This window comes from Olivibacter sp. 47 (assembly GCF_030372825.1).
Taxonomy (GTDB): Bacteria; Bacteroidota; Bacteroidia; order Sphingobacteriales; family Sphingobacteriaceae; genus Olivibacter; species Olivibacter oleidegradans.
Map to the genome: position 1 here is coordinate 5,886,955 of NZ_JAUCNR010000001.1, position 19,464 is coordinate 5,906,418.

A 19,464-nucleotide genomic window follows, 5' to 3' on the forward strand; every position below is an offset into this window, starting at 1 on the left:
TTTTATATTTAGTTGTCTGTTAAAACGTTAAGTAGTTGAGTCGTTAAGTTCCTACTCAACTACTCAACCATTTCCCCACTCAACTAGTCCCTATTCTCCAACATAATCTCCACTACCGTTATAAGCGCCTTGCCTGATAACGGGCATATCCAATATTTTAAATAGATCGTCTAAATGTGTAAGACTTCCGTTCGCCATATTACTTAACAAAACAATGGTAACATCGTTTTTCAAATCTCTAACATATAAGTTTTTAAAACCATGCCACCAACCTGTATGGTATACAACATGCTCCTTTCCTTGCTCAAAGGTACGCCAACCAAAGCCATAATTAAACACACCTTTGATGGACTTTTTGTTATGTGGTGCGTAAGCAGAGTCTTGCCAACTTTGATTGATTAATCGCCCTTCACGCATAGCACGATCAAAAAGAAATAAATCTTCCACGGTGCTATAAATTCCCTTATCGCCCACGGGGCCGTCGTGAAAATTTTGAACAACAGACCTCCGCCAAACCTTGTCATGGCCGACAACATCGGTAGGTATTTTTTCATAATCAGCTTTAGAGTAAACATGCGTATTCTTCATTCCCGCGGGTCTAAAGATATTCTCTTGCATAAATACCGTAAATGATTGACCGCTTACCTTTTCTATAATTGCCCCCAGTATCATAAAGTTGGAGTTGTTGTAATGAAACCGAGTGTCGGGTTTGGCATAGGGTGCCGGCTTACGCTCAGCAAGAATCTTCATAACGTCCATGTTGGTCATCCCTTTTTTCTTATCGGGCCATAGGTCATCCGTAAAATAAACATAATTGATCAAGCCCGATCGATGCGTTAGTAGCATCCGGACGGTAATGCCTTCATAGGGGAAGTCGGGGAAAAACTCCTTCACTTGCTGGTCGAGCTTTAATTTACCCTCTTGTACCAATAGTAAAATACCGGTAGCAGTTAATGGTTTAGAAACCGAAGCCAATTCAAACTGAGAGCGAATCTTCAAGCTGTCCTTACGCAGATAATCAGCCCAACCAAATGCATTTTCGTAAATAATCTTTCCTTTTTTTGCTATCAGTACATTGCCATTAAACGCCGATTTCTTATGAAGTTTCTGCATAAAAGCATCTACCTCTTTATTTGCATCCCGAGGGTGGTATATGAGCTTGATACTATCGGTAATTGCTTGTTCTTTGGCTTGCTGCGCCTTTTTTTCTTCAGCAGAATTGCAAGCGGCGAATATAATAAAGGAAAGGAGTGAAAATAGTAATAATCGTCTCAACACGTAATGAATTTGCTATTAAAAGTACAACATCATAGGAATGGCGAAATTGATAAAATATTGTGTTAATTGCTAATTTAATGAAATTTTTACACAGCCTGTATGCATAATGTAATAAGAAATAGGAAAAATAAAAACAATTAGCGCGCAAATATGGTCAAGTGTATAAGTTTTATAATCACCGACGCATAGCTAGAACAGGTAATCACGAGAAATACAACAATTAGATTCCGGCTTAGCATATCTATTTAATCTTGATTTTGAAGATATGAAAAGAATAGGGTGATAAGTCGGAGATTATCGTTTTCCCTTTAAGCGTCACCTTGTCAATTTTCGGGCTGACTTTATTGGGATGCTGAATGGAATTCTCTTCCGCTAATCCAGCGGTCAACACAATATGTTCTACTTCTTTTGCTAAATTTTCTTTTGTTTGTATATTAAAACTACCATTGATAGGATAATCGTTATGATTTACCACCTTAATGATCGCTTCGTTGGTTTTACTGTCTAGTACCGCGGACGCATATAGACCATCCTGACCACTAGGAATCACGTTATCCATACGAACGGAGATTACATGAGTTCCTTTGTTTATAGCGTATAGCTTCTGCACTTGATAGTTCGGTGTACCGTATGCTTGCAAATTATCCACCCAAATAAGGTCAGGTGTCCATTGCCATCCGTCAACATGAGCGAATAAGGGTGCATAAGAAGCCATACCGACAACGTCTGCATTTCGTTCTACCCCGGTTAGGAATGCTGCTTCGGCAATAGCCGCTTTCCAGTTATTTCGGTTACCGGTACCTGCGGTCCGATCAGTATGGGCAGCATATTCACCCGCAAAAATTTTTGGTCCTTGGCGATCATAAGCGTCATAGCGATTAGCATGGGTCAAAAACCAATCGGGACTGCGATAATAATGTTCATCAATAAAATCGACCTTTAGTCGTCTTAACTCCTTATTAAGAAATTCAAAACGTTCGCCTTCGGGATCGGTACCTGAACTAGCTACAATCTTAATATTCGGATATCGTTCGTTAAGGGCTTTTTTGAAGACTTCAAGTCGTTCTATATATTGCGGACCCCAGTTTTCATTCCCTACTCCTAACATTTTTAAATTGAAGGGCAGCGGATGTCCCATTTCGGCACGCAGTTTTCCCCATTTTGTGCCGGTATCCCCATTAGCAAATTCTATTAGATCCAATGCATCCTGTACATATTCATCCAGTTCATCTATTGGAACCAGCTCGGCCGTATTGAACTGGCAAGCCATACCGCAGTTCAAGATGGGCAATGGCTCGGCCCCGATATCCTCCGCCAACTGAAAATATTCAAAGAACCCTAATCCAAAGCTTTGATAATAATCAGGTGTTAAGCGATGCTTAAACTCGGTATTCCATCGATTGATGATGAGCTTACGATCCTCAATCGGCCCAACGGTCTTTTTCCATTGAAAACGATTAGCTAAGTCTCTGCCTTCAACGATACACCCACCGGGAAATCGTATAAAACCCGGTTTCATGTCCGCCAATAATTGAACCATATCTTTCCGTAAGCCCCCGGGTCTGTTTTTCCAAGTATCTTCCGGGAAAAGCGAAATCATATCTACATCTAGCGTACCCTTCCCTTCGAACCAGAGAACAAGTTTCGCTTTTGATTCCGTTTTAGCGGCTCGGAAGCTTATCTGCTGCTTTTGCCAATCCGTCCCGGTTTTTTCCGGACGAAGCGTACTCTCCCCTATTACAGAACCCAAGGTATCCACCAGCTGTAAACGTAAAGTAATGCCAGGTACAGCTTGTTTATACAAGACACTAAAGTCATATCGAAGTCCCTGCTTAATCCCCATGCCACGGAAACCTTCGTTTTGTAATCCAACTTTTTCTGATGATAAGCTTGTGTTAACCCGTAAAAAACGTGGATTATTGGGTTTGTCTTTTCGATTCAATACCAAAAAAGTTCCCTCTCCGATCTTCTCACCCAATTTCTTCCAGCCCATAAAAGGATCTGCGAATTCAAAGGACCTATTCTTTATAAGTTCAGCATAGATTCCGCCGTCCGCTCCTAAATTAATATCCTCAAAAAACACCCCCCACATATTGGGGGATATGTTTCCTGTAGGATGTGAAATATCGATAGTAAACGATTTCTTTTCTTGCGCACTTAAGCCGAGTGCGCAACTCAAAATAAATACTCCCAGTAACTTCCGTCGAATCATTATGTTATATATCTTTCGTTTGTACCTTTAATTTAACGCTAAGACGGCCACAGAGAATGGCGGTAGCGTGACCGAAATTTGGTTATTTTTCATTTTGGCTCCTTTAAATATTTCTGGTTTTATGTAGCCTGGATTCTCAAAAGAATTAAAATCTCTAAGTTTTTTTGAAGTAAGTAATCGTCCGTTTAGATTTTTGTATTTTCTATCACTTAAGTCGATCGTAATTTCTTGCTGGTTTTTAGGGTCGATGTTTACCAACGATATATGTGTATTGCCGTCCTCTGCGATGGATGCCGAAGCGGAAACCGCTGGAATTGATTCGCCGTTAAATGAAAGCTTTTGACTATTTACTTCAATAGGAACCAATCTAGCATCCTGATGCACTTTGTACATTTCCAAAACATGATAGGTCGGAGTCACCAGCATCTTATCACCTTCGGTTAATATAACCGCTTGTAGCACATTCACAGTTTGCGCCAGATTAGCCATTCGCACCCGTTCTGCATGATTGTTGAATATATTGAGCGTCATACCGGCTATCATCGCATCCCTCATGGTATTTTGTTGATATAAAAAGCCGGGATTAGTGCCGGGCTCTACCTCGTACCAGCCACCCCACTCATCAACAACAAGCGCGATTTCTTTTTTAGGATCATATTTATCCATGATAGCACTATGCTTCTCAACCAGCTCATTCATGAACCAGGCAGATTTCATCGTTTTGAAATACTGTTCATCAGTATACATGGTTGCTGAACCTTTCTTTTGCCAGTCAATTACCGCATAATGATGTAATGCTAAGCCCTTGACCAAAGATTTGGGAATCTTTTTCATAAGCGTTTCGGTCCATTCATAATTATCGCTGTTGGCTCCGGATGCAATACGAAACAGCCCGCCGCTATTGGTCCAATCTGACATAAAGGTGGCGTATTTACGGTATACATCCGCATAATACTCCGGCGTCATATTGCCCCCGCATCCCCACGCTTCGTTACCAACTCCCCAGAACTTAACCTTCCAGGGTTTGTCTCTCCCGTTTTCCCTCCGAAGATCGGACATGGGGCTTTTTCCATCAAAATTGACGTATTGTACCCAATCGGCCAGTTCTTGCACTTCCCCACTACCTACATTACCAGCTAGGTACGGTTCGGTGCCAAGAAGTTCACACATATTTAAAAAATCATGCGTTCCAAAGCTGTTATTCTCAGTAACTCCTCCCCACCAAGTATTTACGATGCTTGGTCGCTTTCCTTTTGGCCCGATACCATCTTTCCAATGATAGGTATCTGCAAAACAACCACCCGGCCAACGAAGGTTTGGTATGTTTAATTTTTTTAATGCCTCTATCACATCATTGCGAACACCGTTGGTATGTGGAACGGTTTTATTGTCCTCGCCTACATAAATGCCATCGTAGATGCAACGGCCCAAATGTTCGGCAAAATGCCCATAGATATGTTTATTAATGGTAATGGTGTCTTTCCCCGGCAATAATTTCACCAGGTTTTGTGCCCATAATGTCGTACTGGAAATCAGCAAGGACAGTAAGGCAATAAGTGGTTTTTTATTCATGGTATCAATTTTGGTATCTAACAAATAATTGGCTATACGCTCGTCTAAGATAGGAAAATATTAATAAATGTAAAATAAACATTTAAAAACTATCCTATTCAGCTATTCCTTTTAATTTGCCGAATTAGGCAACAAGTTTCTATTAAGATCTAACTCTCGCTGTGGAATGGGAAGGTATTCCTTTCCTGCTCGCCAGGTGTCAAAATCGTTATCATTTTCTTTCAGTTTGGCAAGTTTATCCGGATCATATAACCAGCCCCATCGGATAATGTCATTAATCCGAATTCCCTCAATAGCTAGCTCTAGAAATCGTTCATGTGCGATTTGATCGCGCATTTGCTCTTGTGTCATATTCGACTTTACACTCGCCAGATCAGGAAGTTTCGCGCGATCTCTTACTTGTTGTATATAGGGATAGGCTTGGTCTGTCTGGCCAAGTTCGTTCAGCGCTTCCGCATACATGAGTAATACGTCAGCATACCGAAGAATACGGTAATTAATGCCTGAGTTTTCCACGCCGTTATTTTCATTTGTATAGCCTGGAATACCATCATGGGTATATTTACGCGGATAGATATTGCTCTTCGGATTTTTCCAAACATCCCCATAGGCCAATTCGGACACACCTGGCTCAAAGGAAGCAATGGTAGATAGCAGTCTGGGATCGAGCTCACCATCTATTGTCCGCTCTTCCTTAAATTCATTATAAAGTCCTCTTGTAGGCAAAAAGTCAGAATAACCAAAACCGTCCATGGCATAGGTATGCCCAACAGAAGAGACTTGCTTCCAGTTGGCATTCGGCTCTCCTCCGTAATTGAAGACAGTTCCTCCAACCGTTTCCGGGTCGGCAAATTGGACTTCAAATAAAGACTCGGCATTATTTTCGTTAGTTGGCTTGAAGTTATCTCGATAATCAGTCATTAAACGATAGGTATTCAGCGTTGGCCCTTCTATTAGCAATCGGAATTGCTCAGCCGCTGCTGCCCAATTTTTCCGATAGAGAAACACTTTCCCGAGCATTCCCACTGCAGCGCCCTTCGTAACTCTCCCGGTTTGATTGGCATCAGGCCCGGATACCGTACTATAAGAAATCGGTAACAACTCTACTGCAGCACGAAGGTCGTCGATAATCTGTTGCCATAAAACCTCTTCAGAGGCTGTTGCCGGGTAATAATCCTGCCTATCGACAGGAGGTGTAAGAATAACGGGAACAGTCTTATAAGTATTTGCTAGGGTAAAATAGGCTAAACCCCTTAAAAAATGAGCTTGTCCAAATAGACGATCCTTCAATGCTTGATCCATCTCAATCTTGGGAACAAACGTAAGCACTTGATTTGCCCTGTATATCAATTGATACCATTGCGACCAAACCCACTCTACCGGTCCGGAGGTTGACATAACCGTAAACTTTCCCGTTTGCACCAAATCGCCCCAGGGGCTGTCTCCTACAAAATCATCTCCTCTTGCATCGGTAAGAGCAGGCATCATCCGCATATAGGTACCGTCTTGAATCAGACTATTGTAAATGGCGATAACACCCGCCGATGCTTGCTCTGCTGTTTGCCAATAAGTCTCTACTTGTTCTTGTTTTTGACTATTAAGATCTAGTTTTTTATCGCATCCAACCATCAACATGGAGAATAAAAACAGTGCGATTATATATCTTTTCATAATTATTTTGATTATATATTAAAACCCAACTTGTACTCCCAACATCAAGGTTCTTGGCTTCGGAAAGGAACCAAAATCAAACCCGGGCTCAAAGACCCCGGCAGTGAAATCAGGATTGTATCCTTTGTAAGATTGGAAAGTATATAAGTTTTGAGCCGTTGCATAGACCCGCAAGCGTTGAACGCCCTTGATCAATTTATCAGGTAAAGTATAGCCCAGTGATACCGTGTTGATCCGTAAATACGTTCCATCTTGCAGCCAGCCCTTTCTATCCGAGTCACGTCCGTTTCCATTGGGATCATTGGCTACCAAACGAGGGATTTCGGTGTTCGTGTTTGTCGGTGTCCAACGCTCCAAAATATCCTCATGTCTATTAATATAATCTGTCGTTAACATAAGGTCTCGGTACATTCTGCTATTGATTTTAAAGCCCGAACTACCGGATGCAAATAAGGTAAAATCTATTTTTTTGTAAGAGGCAGTGAAGTTCAATCCATAATTTAATCCCGGGATAGCACTTCCGAGATAGGCTCGGTCATCCGCATTAATCACATGGTCTCCATTTAAATCCTTAAACTTAAGGTCTCCGGGTGCTGTTCCTGCACTTTGAAAAGCATGCGCATTTACTTCTTCGACCGATTGAAAGATACCTTCCGTCACATAGCCAAAATGCTGTCCCACTTCGCCTCCAATTTCCGTTTTGGAACCAGCACCATAAATAGGTTCATTGTTATCACCCAAAGCCAATACTTTATTCTTAATTGTACTTACATTTGCGGCAATACTAAAATTAAAATCTCCTTGGGTTTTATTATAGGCTGCCATAAACTCAAACCCTGAATTCTGCAAACTTCCCGTATTAACTGTCGGTGCCTTATTAACCGATCCCGTTGAACCGGGAATAGGAACACCAACCAATATATCAGTGGTTTTATTGCGATAATATTCTACGGTAAAATCAATTAGTCCATTCAGCAAAATACCATCCAAACCGATGTTGGAGGTAACTTTAGATTCCCATTTGATATCAGGCGACACTAAACTTGTTTGAAGTCCGCCGAACACTTTTTGGCCATTAAAGTTGTAGACAATATTCGGATTGATATAGCTCATATATAAGTAATCCCCAATATTTTGATTTCCCAGCTTGCCATAACTCGCTCGCAGCTTTAAGTCACTTACAATATCCTTCGATACCTTAAAAAATGGTTCATTGGTCAACTTCCATCCCAAAGCAATCGAGGGGAAATAACCGAACCTATTCCTAGGACTAAATCGGGAAGATCCATCTCGACGGATATTGGCAGTCAGGAGGTACTTATCATCGTAATTATATGTAATACGGCCTAAATAAGATGAAAGCGCATTTTCGTCAATGGTGCCGGAGGCCGTTTTATTGCTTCCATTGTCTAAAATTGGGAAATATGGCTCTGTAAAGGCTTCTGAATGTCCACTACGAACTAATGCAGATCCATACTGGTAGGTTTGCCCGATCAGTGCCGTGAGCGCATGTTTTCCAAACTTTTTTTCATAATTCAAGGTGTTCTCTACCAAGCCCGTTGTATAGGTGCGTTGCCCGTCGTCTAATCTGGAAATATTTGAATGGAAAAAATATCCCAAATCGAAGGCAGGTTGAAAAGCGTAATCCCGCGCCTGTGTTTTGTCGTATCCTAAATTTAATTTATATCGTAAGCTATGCCCGTTCTTGTTTATTAAATCGATCTCTCCATAAGCAGTTGCAAACATGCGATCGACGTCTGTATAATTCTCAAACAAACTATTGATGGCAATTGCATTAAGCGATATAACATCATGGATATTCGACTCCGTACCGCCAAAACCTCCCTTATTATTAGGATCATAAACCATTTGTGTTGGAATAGCTTCCACCAAATCGATCACCAATGGCGGGCGACTGCCAGTCAATATGGTATTATTGTAGGTAAGTGTATTTTCGTGCGAGTGTGTATAGGATAAAAGTTTGGCCAACTTTGAAAATACCTTTTCTGGCAGTTGTATTGATGCGTGCAGTATACCGATCATAACTAGGTCCATTGCCAACAAAAGTACCGTCATTACCAAGGTAGTCGAAAGAAAGGTTATAGGTCGTATTTTCCCCACCACCCATAAAATTGAGATTATGGTTTTGCCTTGATCCGTTTTTTAATCCTTCCTTTTGCCAATCCGTATCCACGTTATCAATAAATAGTGGTGAAGATGGATCATTTCCCGGAATGAGCGGTAACCCGGCATTGGTTCTTACTTCATTGGCAATCAACTGATAATCGGTGCGCTTTAAAACCGGTATACGTTGCCAAACTTTATCCACCCCATAGGATCCATTATACTCAATATTTAACGGCGTATTTTTCTTACCCTGTTTTGTTGTAATTATCACCACTCCGTTGGCTGCCATAGAACCGTATATAGCACCTGCTGAAGCGTCCTTTAAGACCTGCATCGATTCGATATCATTAGGGCTGAAATCACGTATGGACGTGCCCACAGGAACACCGTCTACCACATATAGCGGCTGTGCATTACCAAAAGTGCTTACGCCTCGAATTCTTACATTTGGGCTGGCACCGGGCTGTCCATCGCTATTTACGGTAATACCCGGACTCCGTCCCTGTAATAGCTGGGAAATATCATTTGTTAAGTATTTCTTGGATTCGGCAACATCCACAATAGCAACAGAGCCGGTAATGTCTGCTTTTCGCTGCGTTCCGTATCCCACCACCACCACTTCTTCCAATCCCAGTAAATCCTCTTCCAAGGTTACGTCGTAGATGAATTGTCCGGAAACTAAAGGGACTTCTTTTTTTATATACCCAACATTGGTAAATACCAGCTTGCCAATTAAGGCCGGTACTTGAACTTGATAAAAACCATTGAGATCACTTGTAGTTCCGATTTTCGAGCCTGGTAGACTTACGCTGATACCGGGTATAGGCTCTCCTTTTTTATCAGTTACCTTCCCTTTAATTTGCGTGCTCTGTTGGCTCCACCCCAAATGGCTTAGCAGAAGCGCCATGTATACTATCAAAGCGCTACGCCAATTGAATTTTAAATTGATTCGTTGCATGTGTTTATATATTGGTTATTCGTTTTAAGCGTAATCGGTCGGAACGAATATAGAAGCTTTTTATTAAATGTCAATGGAACATTTAATAAAAAGTGTCAAAAAACACTTCTTTGAATACTTAATCGTTTAAACAATGATTATCTTTGTAACATTGTCTGCTTTACCAATTTGATAAAGCAACTGGAATTTGACTATCTTTATCGCATGTAATGCGAACGTGGAACTAATTTTTACAGAATGCCGATAATTATCTTAAATGAATATTATCTTACCGATCTAATTACCTTTAAATTATGACGAAATACTCAAAACAAACACGCCTACTTGTTGCCGTAGACTGTATCATCTTTGGATTTGATGGGGAAAGTCTTAAATTGCTGCTTATACAAAGAGGCTTTGAGCCTGAAAAAAATAAATGGAGCTTAATGGGCGGATTCGTGGAGCCGAATGAAACACCTGAGGAAGCCGCTGCACGCGTCTTGAAGCAATTGACGGGTTTAGAAAATGTATATATGGAGCAAATGGAGGTCTTTGGCGAACCCAATCGAGATCCCATTGAGAGAACAATCAGCATTGCTTATTATGCACTTATTGACATTCGTAAATACAAAGATCAGTTAAGCAAGGAGTATCGTGCCGAGTGGATGCCACTAAAAGAAATACCGAAACTTATCTTTGATCATAATAGCATGGTAGAACATGCGAAGAAAAAATTACGCTATAAAGCCGCCCTGCATCCAATACTCTTCGAGTTACTGCCCGAAAAATTTACTATCCCCCAAATACTGACTCTTTATGAGGGTGTTTATGATATTGTATTGGATAAAAGAAACTTTAATAGAAAACTTTTGTCAACAGGTTTATTAGTTCGTCAAAAAGATAAGGATAAAGAGAATTCGAAAAAGGGTGCATTTTATTACAAGCTCAATAAGGAAACCTATAAAGATAAAATAAGTTCATTCTTAAACTTTATACCTAACCCTTAATTTTTTTCATGCACATTTTTTCGATAATATTTTTTATCTAAAAAAATAAATGTTATTTTGACACGAAATAGCAGAAGAGATTGACAGACTGACCAATTAGTATCGTAAACTCACAGCACTGTAATTCTCTGGGTATAAAAATTAAAGAACGAAATACACTTTAGTATATATGGACAATGCATATGTTATCGGAGTAGACTACGGCACGGATTCGGTGCGATCTGTGCTCGTGAATGCCCGTAATGGACAAGAGATCGCTTCCTCGATCTATCATTACCCCCGGTGGAAAAAAGGTTTATATTGTAATCCTTCCATCAACCAATTTAGGCAACATCCTTTAGATTATATTGAAGGTCTGGAATATACGATTAAAGACTGCTTAAAGCAGAGTGGTGAACAGATATCAGCCAATGTAAAGGCTATCGCAGTTGATACAACCGGATCAACACCAGTTGCCGTTGATAAAACAGGTACACCGTTAGCACTGCTTCCTGCTTTCGAGGAAAATCCAAACGCAATGTTTGTACTCTGGAAAGATCATACATCCGTAAAGGAAGCAGACGAGATCAATCAAACCGCCAAAAAATTTGATATAAACTACCTGCAATACGTGGGAGGCATCTATTCCTCTGAATGGTTTTGGGCGAAGTTGCTCCATATTTTACGTAAAGACAAAGCGATCGCCAACAACATTTTCACTTGGGTTGAACATTGCGATTGGATTCCGTTTTTACTAACCGGTGGCAAAGATGCGCTACATATAAAAAGAGGTGTATGCTCGGCCGGTCATAAATCCCTTTGGAACGAGTCATTTGACGGTTATCCGCCAAACGAATTCTTTATTGCTGTTGATCCTTTGCTAAATGGCTTTACCGACAATATTTCAGCAGATACCTATACGGCCGATAAAAAGGCGGGCCATTTATGTGAAGAGTGGGCGCAAAAACTCGGACTCAGCACATCGGTAGTGATCGGAATTGGCGCCTTCGACGCCCACATGGGAGCTGTGGGTGGACAAATTGAGCCATACTATTTAAGCAAGGTAATGGGCACGTCTACCTGCGATATGCTAGTGGCTCCGAACCATGAAGTAGACGGCATCTTAGTAAGCGGTATTTGTGGCCAGGTAAATGGTTCTGTCATTCCCGGGATGCTCGGAATGGAGGCCGGTCAGTCTGCGTTTGGTGATGCCTATGCCTGGTTCAAAAATCTTTTGATGTGGCCACTAAAAAATCTTTTGTCAACAAATGATAATCCGGCATTGGACGATTTGGCGAACCAACTAGAACAGCAGATTATACCGCAACTGAGTAAACTCGCCGAGAAGATCGAACCTAATATTCAGCAAGAATTTGCAATCGACTGGCTAAACGGAAGACGGACACCTGATGCTAACCAGGCGCTTAAAGGAGCTTTTTTCGACCTAAACCTGGGAACAGACGCGGTGCAGCTCTTTAGAGCATTAGTAGAGGCAACTTGTTTTGGCGCTAAGAAAATTGTTGATCGCTTCAATGAACAAGGTGTACCGGTTAAAGGCTTAATTGGCATGGGAGGTGTCGCCAGAAAAGCACCATTTATCATGCAAATGATGGCTGATGTAATGGATATGCCCATAAAAATCCATCGATCGGAGCAAACTTGTGCGATTGGAGCCGCTATGTTTGCAGCCACTGCGGCAGGCATTTACACCAAAGTAGAAGAGGCTATGTCTGCCATGGGCCAAGGCTTTGACGCTGAATATCACCCGAATCCGCAAAGAGTTGCGATTTATAAACTACGCTACGAAAAGTATACACAAATGGGTATGCTCATTGAAGAGAAGTTAACCTCAAAAGACAATATATTAACTCATATCGCTTAAAATTCATGGCTAATTTTAATTATCAAGATATAAGAGAGGCTGCATATGAAAGCAATATGCAGCTTCCTAAACTAGGTCTGGTGCTTTTTACATTTGGCAATGTCAGCGTTGTCGATCGAGCTAAAGGAGTTTTTGCCATTAAACCAAGTGGTGTGCCTTACGAAAAATTAAGTCCCGAAAACATGGTGATTGTCGATTTTGAGGGCAATACCATTGAAGGTGACATGAGACCCTCTTCTGATACGAAAACCCATGCTGTATTATACAAACACTGGGAAAATATCGGCGGTATTGTCCATACCCATTCTACTTATGCTACTGCGTGGGCGCAAAGTCAGCGGGATATTCCCATATTTGGCACGACACACGCCGACCATCTTACTACCGATATTCCATGTGCTCCGCCCATGGCCGATCACATGATCAAAGGTAATTATGAATATGAAACAGGCTTTCAGATCCTTAACCACTTTAAGGATCACGGATTGGATTACCGGGAAGTGGAAATGATTTTGGTAGGAAACCACGCCCCCTTTACTTGGGGAAAGACCGCAGAAAAAGCAGTGTACAATAGCGCTGTCTTGGAAACGGTGGCACAAATGGCCTTATTAACGGAACAGATTAATCCCAATGCGCCACGCCTTAAAGATTCATTGATCAAAAAACATTTCGAGCGGAAGCATGGACCGGATTCTTATTATGGACAACAGTAGTTTTAAGTGATGAGTTTTACGTGGTAAGTTTAAATTTACAACAGGGAATAAGCCCCCTGTTTCCCAGCTCCTAAGCCACAGACAAAGGCTGGAAAATCAATAAACGTAAAACTGAAAACTTCTAGGAATATCTTGATACTTGATACAAAACAAATAACGAACAACGAAATATAGATATGCTAAATTTAAAAACTTTTGACGTCTGGTTTATAACAGGAAGTCAAGATTTATACGGTCCTGAAACCCTCGCGCAGGCTGCGGAGCACGCTAAAAAGATTGCTGATTATTTGACGGATCAAGCACTGATTCCGGTTAATATTGTGTACAAACCAATTGTAAAAAACTCGGAAGAAATATATAACACCATCGCAGAGGCAAACAAAGACGCCAATTGTATTGGCATTATTACCTGGATGCACACGTTCTCTCCGGCAAAAATGTGGATCAGGGGATTGAACGCTCTCAAAAAACCCCTCTTACATCTGCACACGCAGTATAATCGAGATATTCCGTGGGACAGTATTGACATGGATTTCATGAACCTCAATCAGAGTGCACATGGCGACCGGGAATTTGGGTTCATCGTTTCCAGGATGCGGATCAACAGAAAAGTAGTGACCGGCTTCTGGCAGGATGAAGATGTTGCCAAAAAGATTGGTATCTGGACTAGGGCCGCCGCCGCTTGGAACGATTGGCAAGGCGCGAAGTTTGTTCGCTTTGGCGATAACATGCGATATGTTGCTGTAACCGATGGAGATAAAGTGGAAGCAGAAATGAAATTCGGTTTCTCGGTTAATACTTATGCCATTGGTGATCTAGTAGCTGAGATAAACAAAGTAAGTGATGAAGCGGTTGCAGCACTGGTAAAAGTATATGAAGAAGAATATATACTTGCCGATAACGCGAAAGAAGGCGGAGCGCAACGACAACACGTACTAGATGCAGCAAAAATCGAAATCGGTTTAAAGAACTTCCTGGAAGCAGGCGGTTATAAAGGATTTACAGACACCTTTGAGGATTTGCACGGTTTAGTACAACTTCCAGGTATTGCCGCCCAAAGGCTTATGCAACAAGGGTATGGTTTTGCAGGAGAAGGCGATTGGAAAACACCGGCTTTGGTTCGTGCCTGCAAAGTAATGGCTTCGGGTCTACCTGGAGCGAATGCTTTTATGGAAGACTATACGTATCACTTCGATCCTGATAATGCAATGGTACTCGGGTCACATATGCTTGAAGTAGACGCTTCCTTAGCAAAAGATAAACCTCGTTTAGAAGTTCATCCTTTAGGTATTGGCGGAAAGGCAGATCCGGCCCGACTTGTTTTTAATGCAGCAGGCGGAAAGGCATTGAATGCCTCATTAGTGGATATGGGAAACAGGTTTCGCCTTATTGTGAATGTTGTAGAAGGGGTTGATGTACAAAATGAACTACCAAAGTTACCGGTTGCACGCGTTCTTTGGAAACCATTACCGGATATGAAAACCGCATGTACCGCTTGGATCTATGCCGGTGGTGCGCACCATACCGTTTATAGCCAAAATCTAACAAGTGAGTACCTGGAAGATTTTGCACGTATAGCAGGTATTGAATTTGTAAAAATTGATGAAAACACGAAGCTTGGTCAATTCGAAAATGAATTGAAATGGAGTGAGGTGTTTTATCAGATCCAAAAATAAAATAAAAGGTGGCGGAACGGCTCTTTTCGCCATCTTTTTTGCTAACCTTTTAACCTTAACTCCATTATGGGAAAATTTGCACAAATTGATTACATCATATTTCTCGTCTATTTTGTAGTAGTAGCGGGATATGGATATTGGATTTATCGCAAAAAAAACAATGCGAACGCCAGTAGTAAAGATTACTTTTTAGCTGAAGGATCGTTAACCTGGTGGGCAATTGGCGCTTCGCTTATCGCTTCCAATATATCGGCAGAGCAATTCATCGGTATGAGCGGCAATGGATTTACCGTCGGGGTTGCTGTTGCAGCCTACGAGTGGATCGCGGCCCTGGCTCTTATTATTGTAGCCGTGTGGTTCATTCCTGTTTATCTGAAAAACAAGATTTTCACCATGCCGCAATTTTTAAATAATCGGTACAATGAAACAACCAGTCTAATCATGGCTGTATTCTGGTTGTTCCTTTATGTTTTTGTAAATCTAACGTCAATCTTATTCTTAGGAGCTTTAGCTATTAATAATTTGGCCGGCGGTGGAAGCTTTCATACGATTGTATTGGCTCTATCGGTCTTTGCTGTTGTAATTACCCTGGGCGGTATGCGCGTAATCGGTTTTACGGACGTTATTCAGGTGCTGGTACTTATTATTGGTGGCGTAGCTACAACTTATGTAGCGCTTACACTTGTCAGCGAACATTTTGGTTTAGGCAAAGATGTATTGGCCGGCTTCTCGCAACTTATGAAGGATTCGCCGGAGCATTTTAAAATGATTATCGAAAAGCCGACTGCTTCGTCATCCCAGGAGGAAATTAATAAGTACCTTATGCTCCCCGGCTTAGGCATGTACTTAGCAGGGATATGGATTGTCAATCTAAATTATTGGGGTTGCAATCAATATATTACCCAACGCGCTTTGGGTGCTGATTTAAAAACCGCACGTACGGGAATTCTTTTTGCCGGATTTTTGAAGCTTTTTATGCCGGTTATCGTTATGCTTCCCGGGATCGCCGCTTATGTTCTATACAAAAATGGCGCTTTGCAGGAAGAAATGGCACCGGGTGGACATTTCAACCCTGACAATGCCTATTCGGCTATTCTAGGTTTTCTGCCTGATGGCATGAAAGGGCTATCATTAGCTGCCTTAACCGCAGCCATTGTTGCTTCGTTAGCGGGAAAGGCCAACAGTATAGCCACTATTTTCACCATGGACATCTATAAAAAGTATATGAATAAAGATGCGTCGGAAAGAAATCTGGTCAATGTTGGAAAAATTACCGTAATCATCGCGATTGCAGCATCAATTCTCTTCACGTGGGACGATATGCTTGGAATCGGCGGAGAGGGCGGTTTTACTTTTATTCAAAAATATACCGGTTTTATCAGTCCAGGTGTATTGGCAATGTTTTTATTAGGTATGTTTTGGAAACGAACTACAGGAGCTGCAGCCATCGTAGGACTTATTATGGGTTTTGCTTTATCGGTAGTTTTTAACAATTACGCGCCGACGTGGTTTGGAAATGACACTTTGTTATATACGGCTTATCCAAACGGGCGCGGTGGTTATGAAATTCCTTTTCAGATTTGCATGGGCCTTTCGTTTCTGTTCACTGTTATTGCAATGATCGCTGTTAGTTTGGCAGGACCAAAAATTAATCCCAAAGCATTCATTTTAGACACTAAAATGTTTAAAGTAGAACCTTCCGTAATGGTTATGATTGTATTGACTTTACTATTAGTTAGTGCGCTTTACGTAAGATTCTGGTAATCTCCCGAAAATGGGATACCTCTTATATTGCCTTTCAGTTACAAGAGGTATCCCATTCTATACACCTTTTAATGGAATATAACGCCACAGCCTTCGTTTTACACCTTTAAAGAAATCCTAAAAATGGGAGTCAAGCCATAACATTATCAAAACTGCCAAGCAAAATCGATAAAATATTACTAATTTTATACAATAAATATTGCATAAACCAAATTTTATTTTTTACATTTGCAACCATTATTAAATAAGGAAAGATTCTTTATAACATGAATATTGCTAATATGCATATAAATATTGCTAAGCATTCCAATCCAGGAAGTGCGCAAGTAATCCCATGCATAAAAGCGATTGGCAACAAACTTGTTTTAAGAGTCCGACGACCCATTATGCCCCGGGCTTGATTCGAGGGCATACCCACTCCACAAAAAGTACAATAGCGAGTCCGGTTATTGTATCCATCAAAAACAATTAACAAAAAGGTAATCAAAATCAAACGGTAGAGCAAAATGTGTTTTATTGTTTTGTTCTCTTGGGTCATTCACATTCAATGAATACTTCAAATTTTGTTGTTATTCCTGCAAATGAATCGCATATCGGATATGCCGAACAGATTTGCAATGAAATGGCGGAATCTGCCAAAGCACGCGGTACGGGTATTGCACGTCGAAAACCGGAATATATTGCCAATAAGATGCTTGAGGGAAAAGCTGTAATAGCGCTCCATAAAGATGGCACTTGGGCAGGTTTTTGTTATATCGAAACTTGGAGCCATGGTGAATATGTTGCCAATTCCGGCCTCATCGTTAATCCGGTTTTCCGAAAAGAAGGGTTAGCTAAAGCTATTAAAAAGCGGATTTTTGACTTATCGCGCGAAAAATACCCGAAGGCAAAAATCTTTGGTCTGACCACTGGTTTTGCAGTAATGAAAATCAATTCGGAGCTGGGGTATGAACCCGTCCCCTATTCAGAGTTAACCCAAGACGAAGAATTTTGGAAAGGTTGTCAAAGTTGTGTAAATTACGATATCTTAATGAGTAAAGACCGTAAAAATTGTATGTGCACAGCTATGTTATGGGACCCTGTGGAGAAGGAAAAAGAGCTTCGACAAAAAATTGAGCAAAAAGCGAAAGCAAAAGAACGTTTGAAACAGATGCAAAAAAAGCACTCCTTATTAAAACGTATCGAATTAAGTTTGAGAAGAAGGAGCAAAATTATCGCTACCTTATTTTTAGCGTACGATTAGTTGATGTATTAGTTACCGCTTACAGTAATTACAATATAAGCTAGCCTGTAAAAGACAGGTATAACCGAGTGTTAGGAGCTCATTTATGCCAATAAGAGCCTTCACTCATCATATTCTATAAGATGGATTTGCCGGCGTACTGCAAGCGAGTTCATTCCGTTTAATAATAAATTATTCTAATGAAAAAGAAAGTAGTATTAGCATTTAGTGGAGGATTAGACACCTCATTCTGTGCCATTTACCTATCCAAAGATATGGGCTTAGAAGTTCATTCCGTCATCGTCAATACGGGAGGATTTTCGGAAGATGAACTTAAACAGATCGAAGCACGCGCTTATGAGCTCGGTGTTGCGTCACATGCTACAGTTGATGAAACCCAAAACTATTATAACGAAAGTATAAAGTATCTTATCTACGGTAACGTATTAAAAAATGCAACCTATCCCTTATCGGTAAGTGCCGAGCGTGTATGCCAAGCAACTGCCATTGCAAACTATGTAAAGAAAATCGACGCAAACTTCGTTGCCCATGGAAGTACTGGTGCAGGTAATGATCAAGTACGTTTCGATATGATCTTTAATATCCTGATTCCGGACGTAGAAATCATAACACCTATTAGGGACTTGAAATTAAGCCGCGAATCTGAAATCGATTACTTGCATAATCATGGTGTAACCTACAGTGCCGAAAAAGCAAAATACTCGATTAATAAAGGCATTTGGGGCACTTCAGTGGGAGGAAAAGAAACCTTAACATCCCATGAAACATTACCGGAAGAGGCATGGCCCACACAAGTGACAGCAAGTGAAAGCAGAAGAATTACCATGAATTCGAGAAAGGTGAGCCGGTAGCACTTGACGGTGAACGGCTAGGTCCGGTAAAAGTGATACAAAAATTGCAGTCGATTGCCCAACCATACGGAATAGGAAGAGATATACACGTAGGAGACACAATCATTGGCATCAAAGGAAGAGTCGGTTTTGAAGCGGCAGCACCGGTTGTTATTATTAAAGCTCATCATACGCTTGAAAAACACACACTTACGAAATGGCAGTTAAGTTGGAAAGATCAGTTAGCTTCTTTTTATGGTAACTGGATGCACGAGGGGCAATTTCATGATCCTATTATGAGAGATATTGAAGCCTTTTTGCAAAGCTCACAGGAAATGGTCAGTGGTCAAGTATTCGTTGAATTAAACCCGTATCGATTTAATATAATTGGCGTGGAATCCAAGCATGATTTAATGTCCAGTAAGTTCGGAAGTTATGGAGAGATGAACAATGCATGGACTGGCGAAGATGTAAAGGGATTCTCTAAAATCTTTGGAAATCAAGTAATGATATGGCATAAGGTTAATAAGTTGTAAGTTTTAAGTAATGAGTTATAAGTATCGAGTGAGTAAG

12 protein-coding genes and 1 pseudogene are annotated in these 19,464 nt (G+C 41.0%); 7 read left to right on the forward strand and 6 right to left on the reverse strand.

All coding sequences use genetic code 11. The features are described from left to right. Window positions 1–90: 90 nt before the first annotated feature. The 6 genes from QT327_RS25490 to QT327_RS25515 all read right to left on the reverse strand — a co-directional run bounded on the left by QT327_RS25490 (window position 91) and on the right by QT327_RS25515 (window position 9,818). On the reverse strand, window positions 91–1,278 hold the full coding sequence (locus QT327_RS25490; protein ID WP_013664811.1) for a serine hydrolase domain-containing protein: 1,188 nt from the start codon (window positions 1,276–1,278) through the stop codon (window positions 91–93). 241 nt (window positions 1,279–1,519) lie between these two features. Next, on the reverse strand, window positions 1,520–3,490 hold the full coding sequence (locus QT327_RS25495; RefSeq protein ID WP_289554236.1) for an alpha-L-arabinofuranosidase family protein: 1,971 nt from the start codon (window positions 3,488–3,490) through the stop codon (window positions 1,520–1,522). Between the two features lie 27 nt (window positions 3,491–3,517). After that, complete coding sequence (locus tag QT327_RS25500) at window positions 3,518–5,062, reverse strand: alpha-N-arabinofuranosidase (protein WP_289554237.1); 1,545 nt, start codon at window positions 5,060–5,062, stop codon at window positions 3,518–3,520. Window positions 5,063–5,173: 111 nt separating this feature from the next. Beyond that, window positions 5,174–6,733: a RagB/SusD family nutrient uptake outer membrane protein gene (locus tag QT327_RS25505; protein WP_289554238.1), complete on the reverse strand. Its 1,560-nt coding sequence runs from the start codon at window positions 6,731–6,733 to the stop codon at window positions 5,174–5,176. 18 nt (window positions 6,734–6,751) lie between these two features. Beyond that, window positions 6,752–8,722 carry a SusC/RagA family TonB-linked outer membrane protein gene (locus QT327_RS25510; protein WP_289554239.1) on the reverse strand — a complete coding sequence of 657 codons (1,971 nt, stop codon included), beginning with the start codon at window positions 8,720–8,722 and terminating at the stop codon, window positions 6,752–6,754. Continuing rightward, window positions 8,667–9,818, reverse strand: coding sequence for a TonB-dependent receptor plug domain-containing protein (locus QT327_RS25515; RefSeq protein ID WP_289554240.1), 1,152 nt, complete (start codon window positions 9,816–9,818; stop codon window positions 8,667–8,669). The genes QT327_RS25510 and QT327_RS25515 overlap by 56 nt, the downstream gene beginning before the upstream one ends. A gap of 293 nt (window positions 9,819–10,111) precedes the next feature. On the opposite strand from QT327_RS25515, the gene QT327_RS25520 reads away from it, so the two are divergent. From QT327_RS25520 to argG, 7 genes and pseudogenes are all read left to right on the forward strand, one after another. Then, window positions 10,112–10,804 (forward strand): NUDIX hydrolase, encoded by a 693-nt coding sequence (locus QT327_RS25520; protein WP_013664326.1) that lies wholly within the window; start codon window positions 10,112–10,114, stop codon window positions 10,802–10,804. Between the two features lie 169 nt (window positions 10,805–10,973). Next, window positions 10,974–12,665 (forward strand): ribulokinase, encoded by a 1,692-nt coding sequence (locus tag QT327_RS25525; protein WP_013664327.1) that lies wholly within the window; start codon window positions 10,974–10,976, stop codon window positions 12,663–12,665. A 5-nt stretch (window positions 12,666–12,670) separates the two neighbouring features. After that, complete coding sequence (locus QT327_RS25530) at window positions 12,671–13,378, forward strand: L-ribulose-5-phosphate 4-epimerase (RefSeq protein ID WP_130854815.1); 708 nt, start codon at window positions 12,671–12,673, stop codon at window positions 13,376–13,378. Between the two features lie 176 nt (window positions 13,379–13,554). Next, on the forward strand, window positions 13,555–15,054 hold the full coding sequence (araA, locus tag QT327_RS25535; RefSeq protein WP_289554241.1) for an L-arabinose isomerase: 1,500 nt from the start codon (window positions 13,555–13,557) through the stop codon (window positions 15,052–15,054). A gap of 66 nt (window positions 15,055–15,120) precedes the next feature. Continuing rightward, window positions 15,121–16,818, forward strand: coding sequence for a sodium:solute symporter family transporter (locus QT327_RS25540; RefSeq protein WP_289554242.1), 1,698 nt, complete (start codon window positions 15,121–15,123; stop codon window positions 16,816–16,818). A gap of 547 nt (window positions 16,819–17,365) precedes the next feature. Continuing rightward, entirely contained in the window at window positions 17,366–18,061 is a 696-nt protein-coding gene (locus tag QT327_RS25545; protein WP_013664331.1) for an N-acetyltransferase, read from the forward strand. Between the two features lie 179 nt (window positions 18,062–18,240). Beyond that, window positions 18,241–19,427 (forward strand): annotated as a pseudogene (gene argG, locus QT327_RS25550) (argininosuccinate synthase). Window positions 19,428–19,464 lie beyond the last annotated feature (37 nt).